General features: G+C 70.6%; 15 protein-coding genes. 6 read left to right on the top strand and 9 right to left on the bottom strand.

What is annotated here, in order from left to right:
- Nucleotides 1-52 precede the first annotated feature (52 nt).
- Both IF11_RS0101890 and yicI read left to right on the top strand, forming a co-directional pair.
- Nucleotides 53-1,510: a GH1 family beta-glucosidase gene (locus IF11_RS0101890; protein ID WP_106979078.1), complete on the top strand. Its 1,458-nt coding sequence runs from the start codon at nucleotides 53-55 to the stop codon at nucleotides 1,508-1,510.
- The gene (yicI, locus tag IF11_RS0101895; RefSeq protein WP_030349592.1) at nucleotides 1,507-3,825 is read left to right on the top strand and encodes an alpha-xylosidase; all 2,319 of its coding nucleotides are present in this window, start codon (nucleotides 1,507-1,509) and stop codon (nucleotides 3,823-3,825) included. The genes IF11_RS0101890 and yicI overlap by 4 nt, the downstream gene beginning before the upstream one ends.
- Before the next feature lie 55 nt (nucleotides 3,826-3,880).
- On the opposite strand, the gene IF11_RS0101900 is transcribed toward yicI, so the two are convergent.
- Nucleotides 3,881-5,017 carry a PQQ-dependent sugar dehydrogenase gene (locus IF11_RS0101900; RefSeq protein ID WP_030349593.1) on the bottom strand — a complete coding sequence of 379 codons (1,137 nt, stop codon included), beginning with the start codon at nucleotides 5,015-5,017 and terminating at the stop codon, nucleotides 3,881-3,883.
- A 720-nt stretch (nucleotides 5,018-5,737) separates the two neighbouring features.
- A complete protein-coding gene (locus tag IF11_RS0101905) occupies nucleotides 5,738-8,233 on the bottom strand; it encodes an SdrD B-like domain-containing protein (RefSeq protein WP_030349594.1) in 2,496 nt (831 codons plus the stop codon).
- A 265-nt stretch (nucleotides 8,234-8,498) separates the two neighbouring features.
- On the opposite strand from IF11_RS0101905, the gene IF11_RS0101910 reads away from it, so the two are divergent.
- The gene (locus IF11_RS0101910) at nucleotides 8,499-9,179 is read left to right on the top strand and encodes a hypothetical protein (RefSeq protein WP_030349595.1); all 681 of its coding nucleotides are present in this window, start codon (nucleotides 8,499-8,501) and stop codon (nucleotides 9,177-9,179) included.
- A gap of 7 nt (nucleotides 9,180-9,186) precedes the next feature.
- On the opposite strand, the gene IF11_RS0101915 is transcribed toward IF11_RS0101910, so the two are convergent.
- Nucleotides 9,187-10,545: a right-handed parallel beta-helix repeat-containing protein gene (locus IF11_RS0101915; RefSeq protein WP_030349596.1), complete on the bottom strand. Its 1,359-nt coding sequence runs from the start codon at nucleotides 10,543-10,545 to the stop codon at nucleotides 9,187-9,189.
- 87 nt (nucleotides 10,546-10,632) lie between these two features.
- On the opposite strand from IF11_RS0101915, the gene IF11_RS0101920 reads away from it, so the two are divergent.
- Together IF11_RS0101920 and IF11_RS0101925 are read left to right on the top strand one after the other, a co-directional pair.
- Entirely contained in the window at nucleotides 10,633-11,790 is a 1,158-nt protein-coding gene (locus IF11_RS0101920) for a Dyp-type peroxidase (RefSeq protein ID WP_030349597.1), read from the top strand.
- Between the two features lie 291 nt (nucleotides 11,791-12,081).
- A complete protein-coding gene (locus IF11_RS0101925; protein WP_037726796.1) occupies nucleotides 12,082-13,488 on the top strand; it encodes an MFS transporter in 1,407 nt (468 codons plus the stop codon).
- A gap of 40 nt (nucleotides 13,489-13,528) precedes the next feature.
- Here IF11_RS0101925 and IF11_RS0101930 read toward each other — a convergent pair whose 3' ends face one another.
- The 4 genes from IF11_RS0101930 to lnt all read right to left on the bottom strand — a co-directional run bounded on the left by IF11_RS0101930 (nucleotide 13,529) and on the right by lnt (nucleotide 18,842).
- Nucleotides 13,529-15,451 (bottom strand): helix-turn-helix domain-containing protein, encoded by a 1,923-nt coding sequence (locus IF11_RS0101930; RefSeq protein WP_240627644.1) that lies wholly within the window; start codon nucleotides 15,449-15,451, stop codon nucleotides 13,529-13,531.
- 179 nt (nucleotides 15,452-15,630) lie between these two features.
- The gene (locus tag IF11_RS0101935) at nucleotides 15,631-16,506 is read right to left on the bottom strand and encodes a 3-hydroxybutyrate dehydrogenase (protein WP_106979079.1); all 876 of its coding nucleotides are present in this window, start codon (nucleotides 16,504-16,506) and stop codon (nucleotides 15,631-15,633) included.
- Between the two features lie 56 nt (nucleotides 16,507-16,562).
- Entirely contained in the window at nucleotides 16,563-17,042 is a 480-nt protein-coding gene (locus IF11_RS0101940; protein ID WP_030349601.1) for an NUDIX hydrolase, read from the bottom strand.
- 192 nt (nucleotides 17,043-17,234) lie between these two features.
- Nucleotides 17,235-18,842 (bottom strand): apolipoprotein N-acyltransferase, encoded by a 1,608-nt coding sequence (gene lnt / locus IF11_RS0101945; RefSeq protein ID WP_030349602.1) that lies wholly within the window; start codon nucleotides 18,840-18,842, stop codon nucleotides 17,235-17,237.
- 377 nt (nucleotides 18,843-19,219) lie between these two features.
- On the opposite strand from lnt, the gene IF11_RS0101950 reads away from it, so the two are divergent.
- Complete coding sequence (locus IF11_RS0101950; protein ID WP_037726798.1) at nucleotides 19,220-20,218, top strand: O-antigen ligase family protein; 999 nt, start codon at nucleotides 19,220-19,222, stop codon at nucleotides 20,216-20,218.
- A gap of 102 nt (nucleotides 20,219-20,320) precedes the next feature.
- Here IF11_RS0101950 and IF11_RS0101955 read toward each other — a convergent pair whose 3' ends face one another.
- Nucleotides 20,321-20,881 (bottom strand): hypothetical protein, encoded by a 561-nt coding sequence (locus tag IF11_RS0101955; RefSeq protein ID WP_030349604.1) that lies wholly within the window; start codon nucleotides 20,879-20,881, stop codon nucleotides 20,321-20,323.
- Between the two features lie 118 nt (nucleotides 20,882-20,999).
- Nucleotides 21,000-21,782 carry a glutamate racemase gene (locus IF11_RS0101960; RefSeq protein WP_030349605.1) on the bottom strand — a complete coding sequence of 261 codons (783 nt, stop codon included), beginning with the start codon at nucleotides 21,780-21,782 and terminating at the stop codon, nucleotides 21,000-21,002.
- Nucleotides 21,783-21,809 lie beyond the last annotated feature (27 nt).

Here is a 21,809-nt window from a genome sequence, read left to right on the forward strand (position 1 = left end):
CCTCGGCCACCGATATCGTTGCCAACCGGAAAGAAGAAGGCACCTCACCCTGATGAGTTCCACTGATGACCGCCTGATGGCCGACGCCCCGGCCGACCCCGACGCCTCCGGATTCCCCCGTTTCCCGAGCGGTTTCCTCTTCGGAGCCGCCACGGCGAGCTACCAGATCGAGGGCGCACACGATCTGGGCGGACGTACCCCGTCCATCTGGGACACCTACTGCCGTGAGCCCGGCCGGGTCGCCGACGGCGCCACCGGCGACATCGCCTGCGACCACTACCACCGCTACCGCGAAGACGTCGCCCTGCTCCGCGGCCTCGGTGTGGACAGCTACCGCTTCTCGATCGCCTGGCCCCGTGTCCAGCCGGACGGCGCGGGCCCCGGCAATGCCGAGGGGCTCGACTTCTACGACCGGCTGGTGGACGAACTGCTGGCGGCCGGTATCTCCCCCGCCGCGACCCTCTACCACTGGGATCTGCCGCAGGCCCTGGAGGACCGGGGCGGCTGGCGGGTCCGCGAGACCGCGGAGCGGTTCGCCGAGTACGCCCGGCTCGCCGCCGAGCGGCTCGGCGACCGGGTGGACCGCTGGATCACCCTCAACGAGCCGTTCTGCAGCGCCTTCGTCGGCTACGGCTCGGGCGGTCACGCGCCCGGCGCCCGGGAGGGCCGGGGCGCGCTGGCCGCCGCCCACCATCTGCTGGTAGGCCACGGGCTGGCCGTACGGGCGCTGCGCGAAGCGGGCGCCACGGACGTCGGCATCACGCTCAATCCCGATGTGCTGCTGCCCGCCACGGACAGCGCGGCCGATCTGGCCGCGGTGCGGCGCGCGGAGACGATGCACAACGACGTCTGGCTGGAACCCCTGCTGGCGGGCCGCTACCCGCGGCACGAGGAGGAGACCTGGGGCGAACTGGCGGACGGCTCGTACCGGCGCGACGGTGATCTGGCCCTCGTCCAGGCCCCGTTGGACTTCATCGGCGTCAACTACTACCGGCCGATCACCATCTCCGCCGTTCCCCACAAGGACCCGGACCCGGCCACCCGCACCGCCGTGGACATCCGCGCCGAGGAGTCATGGCGCGAGGACGTACGCCGCACCACGATGGGCTGGCCCGTCGTCCCGGGCGCCTTCACCGATCTCCTGGTCGGACTGCACCGGCGCTACCCGAACCTGCCACCGCTGCTGATCACCGAGAACGGCTCGTCCGAGGACGACGTGGCGGACGCCGGCGGCCTGGTGCGCGACACCGACCGGGTGGCCTACCTGCGCGACCATCTCGCGGCGCTCGCCGACGCCATGGACCAGGGCGTGGACGTACGCGGCTACTACGTCTGGTCGCTGCTGGACAACTTCGAATGGGCCCGCGGCTACAGCAAGCGCTTCGGCATCGTCCGGGTCGACTACGACACCCTGGAACGCGTCCCGAAGGACAGCTACCGCTGGTACCGGGACCTGATCACCGTCCACCGCGACCGCACCCGTACCCCTGGGCAGGAGCAGCACCGATGAAGTTCACCGACGGCTACTGGCTCATGCGCGACGGCGTGAACGCCTCGTTCGCCGCCGAGGTCGCCGAGACCCGCGTCGAGAACGAGCGCCTCACCCTCTACGCCCCCGTCCGGCATGTCGAGAGCAGGGGCCACACCCTCAACAGCCCCCTGCTGACCGTCGAGTGCTGGTCACCCGCCGACGGCGTGATCGGCGTCCGTTCCAGCCATCACACGGGCGGCGTCGACCACGGCCCGCACTTCACCCTCACCACCGACCCGGACCACACCCCCAAGATCGACCGGGACGGCTCGGTGGTGGCCTTGACCAGCGGCGCGCTGTCCCTGCGGGTGGACACCGACGCGCCATGGCGACTGGACTTCAGCGCCGACGGCCGACTGCTGACCTCGGCGGGCAGGCGTGGCACGGGCTTCGTCACCACCGGTGACGGGCAGCACTACTCGCTGGGCCAGCTGTCCCTGGACGTAGGCGAGTTGGTCTACGGGCTCGGGGAGCGCTTCACCCCGTTCGTCAAGAACGGCCAGACGGTCGACATCTGGCAGGCCGACGGCGGCACCGCCAGTGAGCAGGCGTACAAGAACGTTCCCTTCCATCTGACCAACCGCGGCTACGGCGTCTTCGTCAACCACCCGGGCCGGGTCAGCTACGAGATCGCTTCCGAGTCCGTCGGCCAGGTGCAGTTCAGCGTCCGCGACCAGTCGGTCGAGTACTTCATCATCTACGGGCCGACGCCCAAGGAGATCCTCGACCGCTACACCGCGCTGACCGGCCGGCCGGCCCTGCCCCCGGCCTGGTCGCTGGGGCTCTGGCTGTCGACATCCTTCACCACCTCCTACGACGAGGAGACGGTGAACCGGTTCGTCAGCGGCATGGCCGAACGCGACATCCCCCTCGGGGTGTTCCACTTCGACTGCTTCTGGATGCGCCAGTACCAGTGGTGCGACTTCACCTGGGACCCCGAGGTCTTTCCCGACCCGGACGGGATGCTGCGCAGGCTGAAGGAGCAGGACCTGCGGATCTCGGTGTGGATCAACCCGTACATCGCGCAGAAGTCACCGCTGTTCGAGGAGGCCCGTGAGCAGGGATTCCTGGTGCGCAAGCCCAACGGTGACGTCTGGCAGTGGGACCTGTGGCAGGCCGGCATGGGCCTGGTGGACTTCACCCACCCCGGCGCCAGGGAGTGGTACACGCGGAAGCTGCGCGCCCTCACCCGGCAGGGCGTGGACTGTTTCAAGACGGACTTCGGCGAACGTGTTCCGACGGATGTGGTCTGGCACGACGGCGCGGATCCGGAGCGGATGCACAACTACTACACGCAGCTCTACAACGAGACCGTCTTCCAGGTGCTGACCGAGGAGCGCGGCGAGAACGACGCCGTTCTCTTCGCCCGGTCCGCCACGACGGGCGGGCAGCAGTTTCCCGTGCACTGGGGCGGCGACTGCGAGTCCACGTTCAGCGCGATGGCCGAGTCGCTGCGCGGCGGACTGTCCCTCGGGCTGTCCGGCTTCGGCTTCTGGAGCCACGACATCGGGGGCTTCGAGGGCACGCCGACGCCGGCCGTGTTCAAGCGCTGGGCCCAATTCGGCCTGCTCTCCTCGCACAGCAGGCTGCACGGCAGCAAGTCCTACCGGGTTCCCTGGGAATACGACGAGGAGGCCGTCGCGGTCACCCGCGACTTCACCCGGCTCAAGCACCGGCTCATGCCCTACCTCTACGAGGCGTCCCGGCAGGCGGCCCGCCAGGGCACCCCGGTCATGCGCGCGATGGTGCTGGAATTCCCGGACGACCCCGCGTGCCACACCCTGGACCGGCAGTACATGCTCGGTGGCGATCTCCTGGTCGCACCCGTGTTCACCGAGGACGGCACGGTGGAGTACTACGTACCCGAAGGCACCTGGACCCACGTCCTCACCGGTGAGCAGGTGCGGGGCCCCGCCTGGCGCCGCGAGACGTACGGCTTCGACAGCCTGCCCCTGTTCGCCCGCCCCGGCTCCGTCGTCCCCTTCGGCGGAAGCACCGCCGGCGCCGTGTACGACTGGGCCGACGGGGTCACCCTACGGATCCACGCACCGGCCGACGGAATCCGCGTGACCACGGAGATCCCGGCGCCCGACGGCTCCACCACCGCGGTCTTCCACACCCGGCGCGACGGCGACGTACTGACCGTGGAAGCCACGGACGCCACCGCCCCCTGGCACGTACTGCTCCCAGGCCCCCAGCCCTTGGCCCCGCCAGGACCGACCGGGCACGGGGAGCGGGGCCTCCTGCTGACCCCAGCCCCGGGCGCGACCTCACTGACGACACGGCTCAGCTGACTCGACGGGGGTCGGGCCCGGTGCTGATTTCTCAACACCGGGCCTGACCTGGTGGTTACGCCGGGTCGATGCGGGAGACGGTGCCACCGATGGCGAGCACGTACAGCTCGCCGTCGCCGCCCTCCACGAACGAGATGACCTCGCCGCCGTTGACTCCGAGGTCGCTCTCGCCGGTCACCTTGCCGTTCTCCATCCGCAGAGCGCGGACGGTGCCGTCGCAGTAGTCGCTGAACAGGTACTGCCCCTTGAGGTCCGGGATCGCCTCGCCGCGGTAGACGTATCCGCCGGTCACCGAGCAGCCCAGCCCGTTACGGTCGTACTCGTGGACCGGCGGCACGTGGTTCGCGGGTTCCGTGCCGCCCCGGAAGGGGTGGTTGCCCTCCATCTGGGACCAGCCGTAGTTCTCGCCGCCCTTGCTGTCCGCCGAGGCCCAGTCGATCTCCTCCCAGGCGCTCTGGCCGACGTCACCGATCAGCAGGTCGCCCGTGCCCGCGTCGAAGGAGAACCGCCACGGGTTGCGCAGGCCGTACGCCCAGATCTCGCCCTTCGCGTTCGGGTCGTCCACGAACGGGTTGTCCGGCGGGATCGCGTACGGCTCGCCGCCGCTCGGGTCGATCCGCAGCAGCTTGCCGAGCAGCGTGTCGAGGTTCTGCCCGTTGCCGTGCGGGTCGCCGCCCGAGCCGCCGTCGCCCAACGCGATGTAGAGATAGCCGTCGGGGCCGAACCTGATGTCGCCGCCGTTGTGGTTGGCGTACGGCTGCGTCTGGGTGAGCACCGTGCGCCGGGTGTCCGGCTGGATCTTTCCGTCCTCCACGGCGAACTCGTCCACGGTGCTGGTGCCTTCGAGGTTCGTGAACGAGATGTAGAAGTGCGCGAACTCCTTGTCGAACGCGACGCCCAGCAGGCCGCGTTCGCCGTCGGTGGTGGTCTCGTCGGATATGTCGAGGACGGGCTCGCCGAGTCCCTGATCGTCCAGGACCCGTACGGTGCCCGCGCGTTCGGCTATCCAGACCGTGTCACCGGGCCCGGCGGCGCCGGCGATGGGATTCTGCGCCGTGGCCACTTTCTTGAGCGTGACCTCCGCCGCCTGACGTGGGGCGGCGGGCTCGTCGGCGGACGCCGTGGTTAAGGCGAGGGAAGCAATGAGGCAGATGGTGCCGATGATCGCCGAGCTTCTGGTGCGAACTTTCACCGTGACCCTCCTAGAGGCGGCGAATGGGGGGAACCCGGCTGCCTGGGCAGAGTTGTGTGGGCGTCGCCCGCGCCAGCACGCAACCTGGGTGGGGGGATTGTGTGCCGCTGGCCACGGATGAGGATACAGGGACAGGAGCGGTTTGGCGTAGACCAATGCCCCATCCATGCACCTCCGTTCCGCTGTCCGTTGCGCCCTCCGCCTCAACCGCCGCGTCGGCACGCGGCTGAACAACTTCTTGGAGTTGCTGGACGACTATGAAGAGCGCCAACAGCTCTCCCGTCGGGTACCGGCCCATCTCGTGGGGCCGGCCGTGCAGAGAAGGCACCTTCGAGCCTGTGGGAAGCACCACAGAACTCGCCTGCGGCGCCCGTCTGGCTTATAACTCCTCATGAAATGAGCCGGTTCGTGTCACATTACTGAACTTGAATGAGTGTTGTCGGGTCAGGGTGAGCGTGGTGGTGCCCCGACCTGGTCCGCGTGTGGCTGTCGCGTCAGGATGGGGGCAGGACCGAGAGCGAAGCGGATCTGCTGGCGTTGCTGCGCGAGCTTGAGTACGGCACCAGGGGCAGGGAGGACGCCGCGCAGGCGGCAGCCTTCGGCAATGGGGGCGTTGAGGTAGTACAGCAGATGGCGGCTGATACCTGCCTGCTGCCGGCGATCGAGCCGGTCATGCCGACGGGCCGGTGCATCGCACCGGCCCGTCGGGGGTTTCGGATGTCAGCGGTGCCTGGCGCGCCGCTTACGGCTGACGAGGACGACTGTCGCACCCGCACCGAGCAGCAGGGCCACGAGGGCGAGAACCTCCCCCAGGCCGGACGTACCGGTGTTCGCGAGGGAACCCGGTGGCCGGCCGGCCGGTGCCGGGGTGTTGGGCGCCTGGCCGGTCGGCGGCGCAGGTGTCGGTGTCGGGGACGTGGATGCGGGCGGCGTGGGTGTCGGCGATGCCGCCTGCGGGATGTACACGCCGGCGTCAATCGTGTGATCAACCCCTCCTGGCGTGGTCGGTGCGGTGACCGGGGCGTACCCATTGCACAGTCGGCCGGTGGTCGGCGGGGTCACATTGGAGTCATGTACCCGGTCGTCACCGACCCTTGGCAAGGTGAACCGCAGGTCGGTGGCGGCCGGCCGGCCCGGCACCTCGCTGGTGTCCGCGGTGCACACATCGAACTGCACGGTGTACTTGGCGCCCGGTGTCAGCTCGTAGTCCGCGCCGACACCACCGAAGTAGTACTCGCCGGCGGCATCGGTCGTGGTCGTGGCGACCTTCTTGCCATCGGCGTCCAGCAAGTTGATCGTCGCATCCGGCAGCAGCACCTGCCCGGGGTCCTGGACGCCGTTGTGGTCGCCGTCGTACCACACCACGTTGCCGATCTGGATCGGTGCGTTCGCCGCGGCGTACGCGATGTCGCCGAGGCCACCGGCCTTGCCGAACCCGTTCTGGTTCGGGCCGATGAACTGGTAGGCGTTGGCGGCCGGGTCGTTGCCGGGGCCGAGGCCGGTGGCGACGTCGTAGTAGCCGGTACCGTTGGTGATGACCTGGCCGGTCGGGTCCATCTGCGTGCTGACGACCCACTGCTGCTGCGGGATGTAGGCGACCGATCCCAGCGCGGACTCCTGGTGCGGCCCTGGCTGGGTCGCGGAGCCGCCGTTCGGGAAGAAGTCGCCCGGGAAGTACTCGACGACGCCGGGGGGCTGGACCCCGTCGACGGTCGGGTCCGTGGCGTGGTCGGGGCAGTCTCCGGTGCCCTCCCACTCGTACCCGCCGGTGGGCTTGGCACAGGCCATACTGATGTCGCCGCCGGACATGCCGTTCTGCGGAGTGTCGTTGCCCGGCCTCGGGTCGAGGCCGCCCCAGCTCACGACGTCCATGAACCGGTCGCGGAAGCCGAGGATCAACGAGCCGTCGCGGGCGAAGGCCATACTGGCCAGCGCCGGCTGCGGGTTGATCATCGCGCTGCTCACGGTGAAGGTGTCCCAGTCCGCCAGGTCGTTGTTCCACGGGTTCCAGTGATTGACCTCGTCGCGGCCGGAGTTGGTGGTGAACACGCTCCCGCGCTCGAAGGTCAGCGGCTGGGACAGCACGGTGGTGAACTTCCCGGCGTCATAGGTGGCGACGACGGCCTTCAGATCCGCGCGTTCCCTGCTGGTCTCCGCGCTGCACACACCCCCGACGTACAGGGTGTTGTTGTGGGTGGCCACGCTGTACGGGCGCCAGTCGCCGGCCGCCGCGCAGCCCGGGTCGGGAATCGGCACGGTCGCCTTGGGCGCCGAGGCCGTGGGCTTGGTCGCGTCGAAGCTGACCAGGCTGCGGGTGAGCAGGTTCACCGCGTACAGGGTCGAGCCGTCCTCCGACAGGGCCAGACCGCCGATGCTCTCCTTGCCCGGGGCGTCGGTGAATCCGGCGTCCTTGATCAGGTTGCCGGTGTCGTGCGCGGTCTTCGTTGCGCCCGGCACCTTCGCGAACAGCTTCGTGGCGCCGCCGTCGGTCGGCACGGTGTAGATCGCGTCACCGCCGTCCGGCCCGTACTCGGTGTACCGCCGGGCGAAAGCCGACTGGAACAGCTGGTCGCGGTACTTGTCGTAGGCCAGCCCGAAGGTCGTGCCCACCTGGTCCTGAGTGTTGAGCACCTCCGGACATGCCTGCTGGTCGGGACAGTTACCGCGGGCGTCCGTCCCGAACGCGACCAGTGCCCGGGTGTCCGTCCCGCCGGAGCCGCTCTGGATCGGCACGAAATAGCGGGAATCGGGCAGTGTGTAGTCGGCCGGGTCCCAGACCCCGGTGATCACCGAGTCGTCCTTGCCGTCCGAGACGTCCACGAACGTGGTGAAGCTGTCGAAGTGGTTCGGCGCGGTCGAGGCGGGCGCCGCCCGCAGATAGTCGCTGTAGGGTGCCGGGACGGTGACATCGACCCGGTACCGGCCGCCGGTCAGCTCGTTCGACGGCGGCACGATGACCTTTCCGGTGGCATCCGTGACACCGGTGACGTGATGGCCGGCGGGGTCGGCGACATCGACCTTCATTCCCCGCTGCGGCACATCCATCGTCGAGTTGATCACGCCGGTGCCGAAGAAGTCCCGCAGTACCTGGATGGTCAGGGTGCCGTCAGAGGCCGAAGCGCTGGCCTGCCCGGCGCCGGTCAAGATCGTGCCTGCGCCGCCCCCCACCAGTAAGAGGCCGGACAGCCCTAACCGCACCACTCCACGTAATGGCATGGCATTCCTTTACCTCGTCCTACGCTAATGCCAACTCGGCAAATGCAGGGGTGAGCCTACAAGTTGACTGAACGTCATGTCCGGTAAACGCAGAGTTTGAGGGTGCCTCGGCGGAGACCTGTTACAGTCGCGCCGCGTGCGGAGCATCAGAACGCGGAGCATCAACATCAAGCAGGGTCTCCTGGGGCGCGAGGCAGGGCGGTGCCGCCGGTGGCCAAGGTTGCGCTGGGTGGCAGCCGCCGTCATCGGCATCACGGCTGCCGCGATCACCGCCTTCGTCCTCCTCGGCAACCGCGGTGGCCCCACCGCCCCGCGGGCGTTGACCTCGGACGAGGTGAACCGGCTGGCGATCACGCGGTTCCTCAACTACCAGGCGGGAGGCCGGGCGGTGACGATCACCGTGCCGAACGCCACCGGCGGGCTGGTGATCACCGGATCCATCGATTACCGCACCCACACCGGTTACGGGGTGGTGCACGGGACGGGGCGCGACACGTCCAGCGACGGGCTGATCCAGTGGACGGCCTCCACCGTCCTTGTCCACCCCATGACAGATCCCCCGGCAGTCGCACCGGCGTCGCCGCCCGCGTCCGGTTGGTACAGCCGTCAGCTGCGGACATCCGGCATGTCCCTGGACAGCTCGCTGTCCATCGCGCTCCGCCTCGGCAGCGACCGGCCGGACAACGCCGCACTGCTGCCGCAGAACGGCGCCGCATGGGTCGGGCGGGACAAGGTGCACGGCCATCAGACGGACATCATGAACGGGCCGGACGCCGATACCAAGGCCAGTACCTCAGGGACCGTGCGCTACTGGATCGGTTCGGACGGCACCATGTACCGGGTTCAGGTCAGTGTGGCCTCCGAGTCGCAGCCGGTGGTCTTCGACTTCGACACCCGGACGTACGTCCCCGTCCAGCCGGTACCCGGAATCACACCGGCGCCGTAGCCGCCGCTCACGAGGTCCGCACCCGCGCACCGGCGGCGAGCAGCGACGCCGACGGCAGCGCGATGTCCGCGATGTCCGGCAGCGCCGGAACCTCCGGCACGACGGTGGCGCCTGTGGTGGTGGCACGCGGGAACTCCGGCTGCGGGCCTGGCGCGGCCACGTCGGTGAACGGGATGCCCGCGGGCGGCGTCGGACTGGCCCAGCTGCCGGAGGGCGTGGGTGACGTGGCGGGAACCGGACATGACGCGGTGTCCGCGAGCCCTGCGGGTACGGTCCTCCGAAGCGCGTTCCCTTGCAGGCAGTTGCCCTGTCCGCGGGTGGCGGTGGGGAACGTCCAGCCGACGTCGACGCCGTTGGCGGTGAAGGTGTTGTCCGTGATCCGGTTGCGGTCCGCCGTCAGGTCGGCGGTCGCGGTGATCATGAGCCCGGCGTTGGTGTTGCCGGTGATCCGGTTGCGGATGAACTGGTTGTCGCTGCCGCCGTCGACGCCGATACCGACGCCCCAGCCGCCGTCGGCCTGTTCGGGGGTCTGCGTCTGCTGGTTGTCCGCGATCAGGTTGCCGACGACGACGGCGTCGCGCTGCGGGAGCAGTTTCTCCTGGTGGTCGGAGTTGGTGGTCAGTCCGACGCGGTTGCCGACCAGACGGTTGCCGGCCACATACATGTCGCCGCTGGCGTTGGTGCCTTCGTAGCCGACCGCGTTGAGTTCGGAGACGTTGTCCCGCACCACGATCCGACACGGCTTGCACTGGCCGACATAGATCCCCGAGTCCGCCCCGCCCGATGTGTAGGAGTGCTCGATGACACCGTTCTGCGCGGAGAACGCGTAGATGCCGTACAGACCGTTACGGGTCGCGGTCACATACGAGACCAGGAACGACTTCAGGAGGCTGACGGGTTCATCGCCGGTGTCATAGCCGCCGCTCCCCGGCAGCCCGGCGACCGCCGCCGCCGAACCGGTGACCAGCACCCCGTTCTGCGTGTTCTTCTGCACGGTCAGGTTCTCCACGGCCACCCCGGGCGCGGTGACGACCACCCCGTTCGGCCGCCGCAACTGCCCGTCGATGACCACCTTGTCCCGGGACTCTCCCCGCAGCGTGATGCGAGCCGTGTCGATCTTCACCGACTCGCGGTACACACCCGGAGCCACCAGCACCAGGTCACCGGGCTGGGCCAGGGACACCGCATCCGAGATCGTCGGGGCGTCGCCGGGCACACGGATCGTCACCTGTGCGCCCTCCGGCCGCCGGCCCTTGCCCGATCCGTCGTCGCCGCCACCGCCACCGCCACCGCCACCGCTGCAACCGGCCACCAGCGTCAGTGCGCCCAGTACCGCCGCCATCACGCGAAGAGCTGATCGAGACATGATCCCAGTCTGGCACGGCGGCGAATTCCCCGCCGCAATAGGGAAGTTGCACGGCAGACCCGAGGCGGGTGTGGCACTCTGCACATCATGAACCGCGCCGATCGCCACCCGTCACGCCGCGCGTTCCTCGATGCCGCCGGCGCCACGGTGGCCGCCGGTCTCATCGCCGGGTGCTCATCGGACTCCGCCCAGCCGGGCCCGCCCGCCCCTTCCGCGGCGGCCACGCCCACGCAGGTTCCGGCGAGGGGCCGGCATCAGGCGGGCGTCACGCTTCCCCAGTCGGCCCAGCGCAACCTGCTGGCCGTGGTGGCCGACCTCGGCACCGCGGTGGCGCCCGGCCCGTTACTGGCCGAACTCGGCGAGGCCATCAGCACCCTCACCGCCGGGTCCGACCCGCGGCTGCTGGGCCTGTCCCCGGGTGACCTGACCGTGACCGTCGGCGTGGGTCCGCGGCTGGTGCGGCCGGCCGGTGCTTCACTGCCCGGCGCGGCCGACCTCCCGCGGTTCTCCCGCGAGCGGATCGCCTCGCGGGCACGCGGCGGTGATCTGCTGATACAGATCTGCGCCAGCGACGCGCTGCTCGTACCGGTCGTCGCCGCCGCGCTCCTGGACCAGGCCGGCGACCGCATCCGCGAACGCTGGCGGCAGACCGGACGCCGCGGTACGAACGTGTCCGTCGCCGAGGGCGTCACCGCACCGCGCAACCTGCTCGGTTTCATCGACGGCATCGTGGGCCCGCACACGACCGCCGAGCAAGAACGTGACCTGTGGCTGGCCGGGCCCCCTGCGGTCGCCGGCGGCACCCTGGCTGTACTGCGGCGCATGGAACTCGACCTGACACGGTTCGCCGCCCTGACCGTCGCCGAACAGGAGGCGGTCTTCGGACGCCGCCGGGCCAGCGGCGTACCCCTCTCCGGCGGCACCGTCGCCTCGGCCCCGGAACTCGGCGCCAAGACGCCCGACGGCCGCTATCTCGTCCCCGTGGACGCCCACGTCCGCAGGGCGAACCCGACCGTGGTCGGCGTCGGCCTCATGCTCCGGCGTTCCTACAGCACCGACGAGCCCGCCCCCGGCCTGCTCTTCATCAGCTTCCAGAACGACCTGCGGACCTTCACGGCCACGCTCAGCCGCATGGACACCTCCGACGCACTGCTGCCCTTCACCACCACGACCGCCAGTGCGACCTTCCTGATCCTCCCCGGCTTCGACCAACAGCACCCGCTCGGTTCCCACCTGTTCGGCTGACTCCGCCGTGCCGGGATCCCCGTGGTCGGACACGTTCACCCAGCGGGCGACGCCTGGGGGGCGGATGCCTCGCTCGATGGGTGCGCCAAATCACCCCGAATGACGCATCCTCGACACCGCCCGCTCCGCTGTCGATCGTGCCCGTGCCGCGGGCCCCGGATGCCTGACATGGGTTGCCCGCGCACACCTCGGGTCCGAACTATGGTGTCCCACCACATGGGCCCCTGACCTGGGCATTCCTACGGTGTGGCGACACAGCAACCATCCCCAGACCGCTCGGAAGTGGTGACCATGGCTGCCTCGGCATCCGCTCCCCCAACGCCCAGCTCACTCAAGCGCATCGTCGCCGCCAGCCTCATCGGCACGACCATCGAGTGGTACGACTTCTTCCTCTACGGATCCGCCGCAGCGCTGGTGTTCAACAAGCTGTTCTTTCCCGACTCCGATCCGCTGGTCGGGACGCTGCTGTCCTTTCTCACCTACGCCGTCGGCTTCGCCGCTCGGCCGCTCGGCGCGTTGGTGTTCGGGCATTACGGTGACCGGATCGGGCGCAAGAAGCTGCTGGTGCTGAGTCTGCTGATGATGGGCGGGGCGACGTTCGCCATTGGGCTGATGCCCACGCACGCCACCATCGGTACGGCGGCCCCGGTGCTGTTGACCGTGTTGCGGCTGATTCAGGGGTTCGCGCTCGGTGGTGAGTGGGGCGGGGCCGTGCTGCTGGTGTCCGAGCATGGGGACGCCAAGCGGCGTGGGTTCTGGGCTTCGTGGCCGCAGACCGGCGCGCCGGCCGGGCAGTTGCTCGCTACCGGCGTGCTGTCGGCGCTCACCGCGCTGCTCTCGGACGCGGCCTTCTCCTCATGGGGGTGGCGCATTCCGTTCCTGCTCTCCGGGGTGCTGGTGATCGTCGGTCTGTGGATCCGGCTCTCCGTCGATGAATCACCGGTCTTCAAGGAGGCGCTGGCCAGGGCCGAGGAGCGGAAGGCCGCGGCCGCCGGGGACGATACGGAGAAGATGCCGCTCGTCGCCGTCCTGCGGCACCACTGGCGGGATGTGCTGGTGGCGATGGGCGCGCGGATGGCCGAGAACATCAGCTACTACGTGATCACCGCCTTCATCCTGGTGTACGCGACGACCTCGGCGGGGCTGAGCAAGCAGACCGCCCTCAACGCCGTACTCATCGCCTCCGCCGTGCACTTCGCGGTGATCCCCGCCTGGGGCGCGCTGTCGGACCGGATCGGGCGCCGGCCCGTCTATCTGATCGGTGCCGTCGGCGTCGGCGCCTGGATGTTCCCGTTCTTCGCGCTGATCGACAGCGCGAGCTTCGGGAATCTGCTCCTGGCGGTCACCGTCGGTCTGGTGCTGCACGGTGCGATGTACGCGCCGCAGGCGGCCTTCTTCTCGGAGATGTTCGCGACCCGGATGCGCTACTCCGGCGCCTCGATCGGTGCGCAGTTCTCCTCGGTCGCGGCCGGTGCTCCGGCGCCGCTCATCGCCACGGCGCTGCTCGCCGACTACGACAGCTCGACGCCGATCGCCCTGTATGTGATCGCCGCCGCGCTGATCACCGTCGTCGCCATCGCGTGTGCCCAGGAGACCCGCCACCGCGATCTCGCCGATGTCGACGCGGAGCCGGCCCGGACGGGCGTGCCCGCGCCGCGGCGGGCCGATGACGCCGGTTCCCGTACCACCGGGGTCTGAGTGGTGTTGTCGGAGGCCGTCGTACGGTGGAACTCCCCGTTCACCGTACGACGGCCTCCGACATGGCGTGCAGCCGCAGCGCCAGCTGGATCTCCAGGGCCCGCGCCGGTGACTGCCAGTCGGGGCCGAGCAGCCGGGCGACGCGTTCGAGACGCTGGGCGACGGTGTTGACATGAACGTGCAGTTCGTCCTTCGTACGGGCCGGGCTCATCCCGGACGCGAAGTAGGCGCCCAGGGTGCGGACGAGGTCCGTGCCCCGGCGCAGGTCGTACGCGACGACCTCACCGATGGTGCGGTCCACGAAGCCCTCGATGTCGCGGGTGTCGGCGAGCAGCAGACCGAGGAAGCCGAGGTCCTGAGCGGCCGCGCCGTCGCCCGAGCGGCCGAGGAGCCGCAGGGCGTCGAGGCAGCGCCGGGCTTCCGCGTACGCCTCGGCAATCGCGCCCGGACGCGCGGCGGGCGCCTCGATGACCGTCGACGCGCCTATGGTGACGGGCTCACGCAGGGCGCCGCCGAGCTGTCCGGCCGTGCGTCTCGCCAGATCGGCCGCTGTGTCGCCGGGGGCGAGCGGCAGCAGCAGGACCGTGCCGCCGTCGCGGGTGGCGGCCAGGCCCTGCCCGGTCGCGGCGAGATGGGACGCGGCGGACCACAGGCGGCGCCGGTCGGCGGTCTCCCGTTCGGTGGCTCCCGGGGCGCCGGCCGCGCCGGCGACGGGGCCGTCGATCCGGGCGGCCAGCACCACATGAGGGGCGTCGAGGTCCGCGCGCAGCCGCACGGCCCGTTCACGCAGCAGGCGTGGATCGCGGTCCGGGGCGTCGAGGAAGTCGTCCAGCAGCTCGCCCCGTACCCGCTGCTCGGCTTCACCGGCGGAGCGGCGGGCGAGCAGTAGCAGGGAGGTGACCATCGCCGCCCGCTCCAGGGTGCGTTGGTCGACGGGGTCGAGGCCGGGGTGCCCGCGCAGGACGAGCGCGCCGAGCAGTTCGCCGCCGGCCGATACGGCGGCGCCCCAGACCTCGCCGTGGCGCTTGGCGCGGCCTTCGGTGCCGGTCAGCTCCAGCGCGGTCACGGACGGGGAATCGGGGTGCGCGAACTCGACCGTGCCGTCGAGCACTTCGGAGAGCGCGCTCGCCACGTCATGGACGCCTCCGCCGCGCAGCACCAGTTCGGTCAGCCGGTCGTGCACGTCCGAGGCGCGTTCGATGACCGCGCTGTGCTCCTTGATGATCTCGTTGGCCTTCTCCAGCTCCGCGAGGGCCGTCCGTGTCTCCCCCAGCAGATTCGCGGTGTCGATGGCGACGGCCGCGTGCGCGGCGAACGAGCCGAGCAGGGCGATCTGTTCGCGCTCGAAGACCCGGGCGTGGCGGTCGGCGGCGAAGAGCACACCGATGACCTGGCTGCCGAGCATCAGCGGGACGCCGAGGATGGCGACGAGTCCCTCGTCCCGGACTCCTGAGTCGATGGTTCTGGTGTGCTGGAAGCGCGGGTCGTCGAAGTAGCTGTCGGTGACATAGGGGCGCGCGGTCTGGGCGACGAGCCCGCCGAGCCCTTCCCCCATGCCGAGGCGGAGTTGCTGGAAGCGGGCCGATACGGAGCCTTCGGTGACCCGCATATACGTGTCGCCCGCGGCCGGGTCGTTGAGGCAGAGATAGGCGACCTCCGTACCGAGCAGCGAACGCGCGCGCTGGACGATCGCGCGGAGCACGGCGTCCAGATCTCGCAGCCCCGCCAGGTCGTGCGCGGTCTCGAAGAGTGCCGACAGCTCGGCCTCGCGGCGCCGTCGCTCGGCGAGCTCGGCCCGCACCCGCAGGGCGAGCCGCTTGGCGTGCTCCAGCGCGGCGAGCGCCTCGGTCCCGGCGCCCTCGGCACGGGCCAGCAGCGCGGGGCGGTCGTACGCCTCCGCCGCGGCGCCGCGTGCGAGGAGCTCCAGGTAGGAAGCCTGATCGTGGGACATGTCGTGGGACATGGACACAGGATTACCCGCCCTACGGCCGTCCGCGCCAGCCCTGTGGACAACGGATGCGATGTGGACAACTCGGCCCCCCGTCCGGGCCACTCACCGAGGCCCCGCGGGCAGGGCGCCGGCGACCCGCCTGCGAGGCCCGCCCGAGGTCAGAACGCTGTCAGAACGCCGTCAGTGCGCGGTCAGTGCGCGGTCCAGCCACCGTCGAGCGCGAGCGACGTGCCCGTGATGAAGGAAGCGTGGGGGGTGCAGAGATAAGCGACCGCCTCGGCCACCTCGTCCGGCTCCAGGAGCCGCTTGAGCGCGGAGTCCTGGAGCAGCACATCGGCCACGACCCGCTCCCGGGGGATGCCATGTGTTTCCGCCTGGTCGGCGATCTGCTTCTCGACCAGTGGTGTGCGCACATACGCGGGATTGACGCAGTTGGAGGTGACCCCGTGGGAGGCGCCTTCCAGGGCAGCGGTCTTGGAGAGCCCTTCGAGACCGTGTTTGGCCGCCACATAGGCCGACTTGTAAGGGGAGGCCCGCAGCCCATGTACGGAGGAGATATTGATGATCCGGCCCCAGCCCTGGCCATACATGTGCGGGAGCGCGCCTCGGATGAGCCGGAAGGGCGCCTCCAGCATGACTGTCAGCACGGTGTGGAACACATCCGGCGGAAAGTCCTCGATGGGGCGGACCAGTTGCAGTCCCGCGTTGTTGACCAGGATGTCCGTTCCCCGCGCCGCGCGCTCCGCCGCGTCGAGTTCGGTCAGATCGAGGACCTGCGGTTCGAGCGCCCCCGGCAGCCCGTCCGCCTCCGCGGCCAGCGAGTCGAGCCCTTCGCCGTCCCGGTCCACGGCTCTGACCCGGGCCCCCGCCGCCGCGAGACGCAGCGCGCAGGCCCGGCCGATGCCGCTCGCGGCGCCGGTGACCAGCGCGGTACGGCCCGCCAGATCGAGAGGGACAGAGGCGGGGACAACGGCGTCGGAGGCGGTCACGGGACGGTCGGCGGTGCGGGACCCCGGCGTACGGGGGCCCGGACCCGGTACGGATACCGGTGTGGTGGGCGCGGTCATATTCCGCACCTTAAGGAGCGGCATCGGCACCGACCGATATGGTCAGCGCCCACACTTCACTCCGAAGTGGTGGGTTCGAACCATGTGGGTGCATCGGTGAGCGCCTGCTTGATCCGGAAGAGCGCGAACTCCTGCAGCGCCGGCAGCGCGTCCACGGGGAACCACCCCACATCCAGGGACTCGTCGTCATTGACCCGCGCCTCACCGCCGACCGCGCGGCAGCGGAAGGTGATGTCCATGTACTGGCACTCGTCACCATTGGGGTAGGTGACCGGCTTCAGCGCCTGGACGAGCACGACCCGCTCCACCACACACCGCACAGCGGTCTCCTCGTACACCTCGCGCACCGCCGTGACCGCGGGCTGCTCACCCGGCTCCGGGATCCCGCCGATGATCGACCAGCCCCCGGTGTCCACGCGCCGCCCGAGCAGCACACGCCCGTCGTCGTCGAAGACGATCGCGCTGACGCCCGGCAGCAGGAGAAGCTGGTGTCCGGCGGTGGCCCGGATCTCGCGGATGAAGTCAGGGGTTCCCATGCTCCGACCCTAGGCCCTGTCTGACAAATAGCGCCGTCCGCCCGGAGGGCGGGGCTCGCGGCGTCTGGTGCGTGCGATCGCAAGGCGGAGGGTCGTCGTTGTGGATGGCCCGGCCGTACGTGGACGAGCCCGACAACGCAGCGAGCGTGCGTGCCAGGCGTCGCGAGCCAGGCGGGATTTGTCAGACAGGGCCTAACCGCCCGCCGTGTAGCGGCGGTTGCGTACGGAACGGAACGCCACCCAGCCGAGTCCGGCGACCGCGACCGCCACCAGCAGGCCTTCTGGCAGGGTGCCCAGCCGGGTGGCGGGGGTGAGCGAGGAGCGCAGCGGGACCTCGGCGACCAGCGCGTCCGGGGTGAACATCCCGGTCTGCTGGGTGATCGTCCCGTCCGGCTGGATGATCGCGCTGACACCGCTGGTGACGGGGACGATCACGGTCCTGCTGTGCTCGACCGCCCGTACCCGCGACATCGCCAGCTGCTGGTACGTCATCTCGCTGCGGTCGAAGGTGGCGTTGTTGCTGGGTACGGAGATCAGCTGGGCGCCGTGCGTCACGGTGTCCCGCACGGCCCAGTCGAAGGCCGCCTCGTAACAGGTCGCGAGCCCCACCTCGGTGCCCGCGAGGTCGAAGACCCCGGGCTTGGTGCCGCGCCCGAAGTCCCGGCGCACCATCTCGGCGTATCCGGGGCTGATCGTCTTCACCAGCGAGCGCATCGGCAGGAACTCGCCGAAGGGCTGGATCTGCCGCTTGTCGTACGTGTCGGTCGGGCCGCGCTCCGGGTCCCACAGGATCTGGGTGTTGCGCAGCGGTCCGGTGTCCGGGGTGACGACGGCGCCGACGGAGATCGGGACCCCGATCGCCCTGGCGGCCTGGTCGATCACATCGCGGGCGTCGGCGTTGCGGTACGGGTCGATGTCGGAGGAGTTCTCCGGCCACAGCACGAAGTCGGGCTTGGGCACCTTGCCGGCCTTCACATCGGCGGCGAGTTGGAGCGTCCTGCGTACGTGGTTGTCGAGGACCGCGCGGCGCTGGGCGTTGAACTCCAGGCCGGCTCGCGGCACATTGCCCTGTACGGCGGCGACGGTCGCGGTGCCGTTCTCGGCGGAGTCGTCGACCAGCGGCAGGGCGGCGAGCGCCACGACGAGCGGGACGAACACGGTGGCCGCGGCGCCGGCCATGGCCCGGCGCGGCAGCGTTCCGGTCCGGCGGTACGCCAGGGCATGGCGCAGCGCCTCGTACAGTCCGAAGCCGCACAGCACGACGGCGAAGCCGAGCACCGGCGTACCGCCGAGCGCGGCGAGGGGCAGGAAGACGCTGTCGGCCTGGCCGAAGGCGATCTTGCCCCAGGGGAATCCGCCGAACGGCACCCGGGCGCGGACCGCCTCACCGAGGATCCAGACGGCCGCGGCCCAGACCGGCCATACGGGCAGCCGGCTGACGAGCGCGATCCCGAGGCCGGTGAAGCCGATGAAGAGGGCCTCGATCGCGACGAGCGCGAGCCAGGGCCCCGGCCCGACCTCGGCGCCCGTCCAGAACAGCAGCGGCAGCAGGAACCCGAGGCCCGCGAGGTAGCCGAGACCGAACCCCGCGCGCGCCCGCCGCCCGCGCAGGCTCCAGGCGAGCAGGGCGAAGCCGGGCAGTACCAGCCACCACAGGGTGCGGGGCGGGAAGCTCACGTAGAGAAGGACGCCGGACACCACCGCGGCGCCGGGCCTGGCGAGCCTTCGCAGCAGGCGCTGCCCGCCGCTGGACGCGGGGGCGGGCGGAGGAGGCTCTACGGGGGTCATGGTGGCGCTCACCCGGCGGAGTCTACGGTGATCCGCTGTGCGCCGGGGAGCGCGGTGATCTGTAGGGCGGCCCGTCGACCGGTCGTCCGAGTGCCCGCGGAACCGTCCGTGCCGGATAGCCCGATCGAGTGATAGCGGGCGATGCGGTCGGGAGATTGCCGGGTGACCCCGTCGAGTCGTCGGCCGGCCGTGCGCAGTAACGTTCCTTCGCAATGTCTCCACACATCCCCACGATTGCGGTTACCGTGTGCGCCAGCCCTGACCACCATCTGGCCGGATCCGGCCGTCCCGGGACAGGGCCCGCCACAGTTCGGGGGGTCGACGGGATGACTGCGCCGAGGGAACACTCCGCGGTACGGGAAGCTGTACGGGGACACGTCCGCGACCCCATGAAGGACCGGGGCCGGGGACCCGACGTGCTGGGCGCGCTGGTCCTCGGCGGCTGCGCCGTATGGCCGCTGATCAGCGCGGCGGGGCACGACGGCAGGCCCGAGGGCGCCCTGCTGGCGGTGCTCGCCGTCACCGCGGGATATGTGTTCGGCCGGATCAGCGGGTCGCTCGTGCCGGTCGCCACCGCGTCCGTCGTGTCGGTCGGCGCGCTCGTGGCGGCGCTCATTTCGAGCCATGAGTCGTTCGGCACGGCCGTCGCCGTCGTCACACCCTCCGGCGACACCGGCGCGGCCGCCGCGCTGCTCGTCCTGGCGGCGGGCGCTGCCTGCTGCGCGGCCGCGGCGGCCCGGCGGCCTGCCGTACGCACGGCGCTGCGCCTGCTGGCCCTGGCGGTCGCGGGCACCGCCTCGCTGCTCGGTTCCTTCGTGGGGTTCATCGCGGCCCTCGGGGTGTTGCTCTGCTCGCTGGCGGCGGCCAGAATGCGGCGCCGGCTGCTCGCCCTCGCAAGCTTCGGGCTGGTGACAGCGCTGGTCGTCGGTACGTCCTGGGCGGTGGCGGAGCGGGCGCTGCCCGAGGGGCTCTCGGTCTCGCTGGAGGGGCAGCTCACCCAGTACCGGGTGGGGCTGTGGCACGACGCGGCCGAGCTGGCGAAGGAGAATCCGGTGCTGGGCGCGGGCCCGGACCGCTTCGGCGACCTCAGCCCGACCGTCTCGCAGTCCCTGGACACCGACGGCAAGCCGCAGTCGGCGCCGCTCCAGCAGGCCGCGGAACAGGGCGTGGTGGGCGTACTGCTGCTCGGAGCGGTCTTCGGCTGGCTGCTGTACGGACTGGGGCGCTCGCCCTGCTCCACTCCGGTGGTCCTGACGGCCGGCGCCACCCTGACGGCACTGGCCGCGATGGCGAGCGCGGGCAACGCGCTGAGCTCCACACCTGTGACAGCGGGCGCGAGCCTGCTCGCGGGCCTGGCGACGGCGCGAAGGGCGGCCGGTCCGGCATAGGCCCCGCGAACGGGCTTCGGACATGGATAAGACGACTCAGAATCCCGCGAAACGGCTCGTACGTCGACGGAACGACTCGGGCCCCGGAACGGAACGACGGGCTCAGACCCCCGCCGCGTTGGGCTTGGGAAGCAGGAGCAGCCGGCTGCGGATGATCCTCACCGCCGACTCGGCGTCGTCCACCGTCACCGTGAACGTCCGGCCGTCGCCCAACCTGAGGAGGAGCGCCTCACCTCGGCGCACCACCACGGCGGTGCCCATCTCGGGACGCCAGCGGTATCCCCAGCCGCCCCACTGGCGCGGGGTGACCCGGGGGACGAAGTCCGCGTCCACGACATGCGCCAGTTCGATACGCCGACGCGGCAGTCCCATATGGCCGCAGCGCACTTCCAGGCAGTCGCCGTCCAGTCTGACCGCCACATGGACGAAGGCCAGGGTGCCGAAGAGGATCAGCAGGCCCGCCGCCACACAGCCGATGACGGACATCAGCAGGGCGGTGACACCGGACGTCCAGTTGGAGTCCACGGCCAGCTCCACCCCGAGGGCGACGCACCCGGCGCCCGCGGCGGCGAGCAGCCACTGCACACGGTTGGTGGCGCGCCCGGTCCAGGTCTCGGGCAGGGGCTCGGCGCCTTGGCCCTCCTGCCGGGAGTACTCCCTCATGGCAAGCAGCGTACTCAGATTCCACCCAAGGGGGAGTCCGATGACCGCCGAATGGAGGGCTACGTCACATGCTCCGGAGTCCGGTAGTCCGGTCTTCAGCTCTTCGGCGCACCTGCCGTCAGTGCACCTGACTGACGGCGGCGAGCAGCCGTCCCTCGGCATACGCCAACGCGGGTTCGGGCAGTGCGGACTCGCGCCCACCGAGCAGCACGGTGACGCTCCCGTTCAGCCCTGCCGGAACGGACCGCGCGCCGATACGGCGCAGTGCCTGTGCGGCGACCGCGTCGGCCGAGCTGTGCAGGACGACGGCCGGCAGGCCGCGCTGCCCGAGGGCGGTACGGATACGCTCCGCGACCAGTTCGTAATGGGTGCAGCCCAGGACGACGGCCCTTACATCACGGGGGGTCAGCGCGGCGGCCGCGGCCACCGCGCTGTCGATGGCGGCCTCGTCGGCGTGCTCCACGGCGTCCGCGAGTCCGGGGCACGGCACTTCGGTGACCTCGGCCGACGCGGCGAAGTCATGGATCAGACCGCGCTGGTACGGGCTGCCCGTGGTGGCCGGGGTGGCCCAGATCGCGAAGGGCCCGCCGCCCTCCGCCGCGGGCTTGATCGCCGGGACCGTACCGATGACCGGCAGTCGCGGCTCCAGCTCGGCGCGGAGCGTGAGCAGGGCGTGTACGGACGCGGTGTTGCACGCGACGATCAGCGCGTCCGGGCGGTGTTGGGCCGCGGCCCGCGCGACGACCAGCGCGCGCTCGGTGACATCTCGTGGGGAGCGGGGACCCCACGGCATTCCGTCGGGGTCCGAGGAGAGGACGAGATCGGCCTCGGGGCACAGTCGGCGTACCGCACCGGCCGCCGCCAGCAGACCGATGCCAGAGTCCATGAGTGCGATCTTCACCCAGTCACCATAGTCGACAGCATGTGC

This window comes from Streptomyces scopuliridis RB72, from assembly GCF_000718095.1.
Classification (GTDB): domain Bacteria; phylum Actinomycetota; class Actinomycetes; order Streptomycetales; family Streptomycetaceae; genus Streptomyces; species Streptomyces scopuliridis.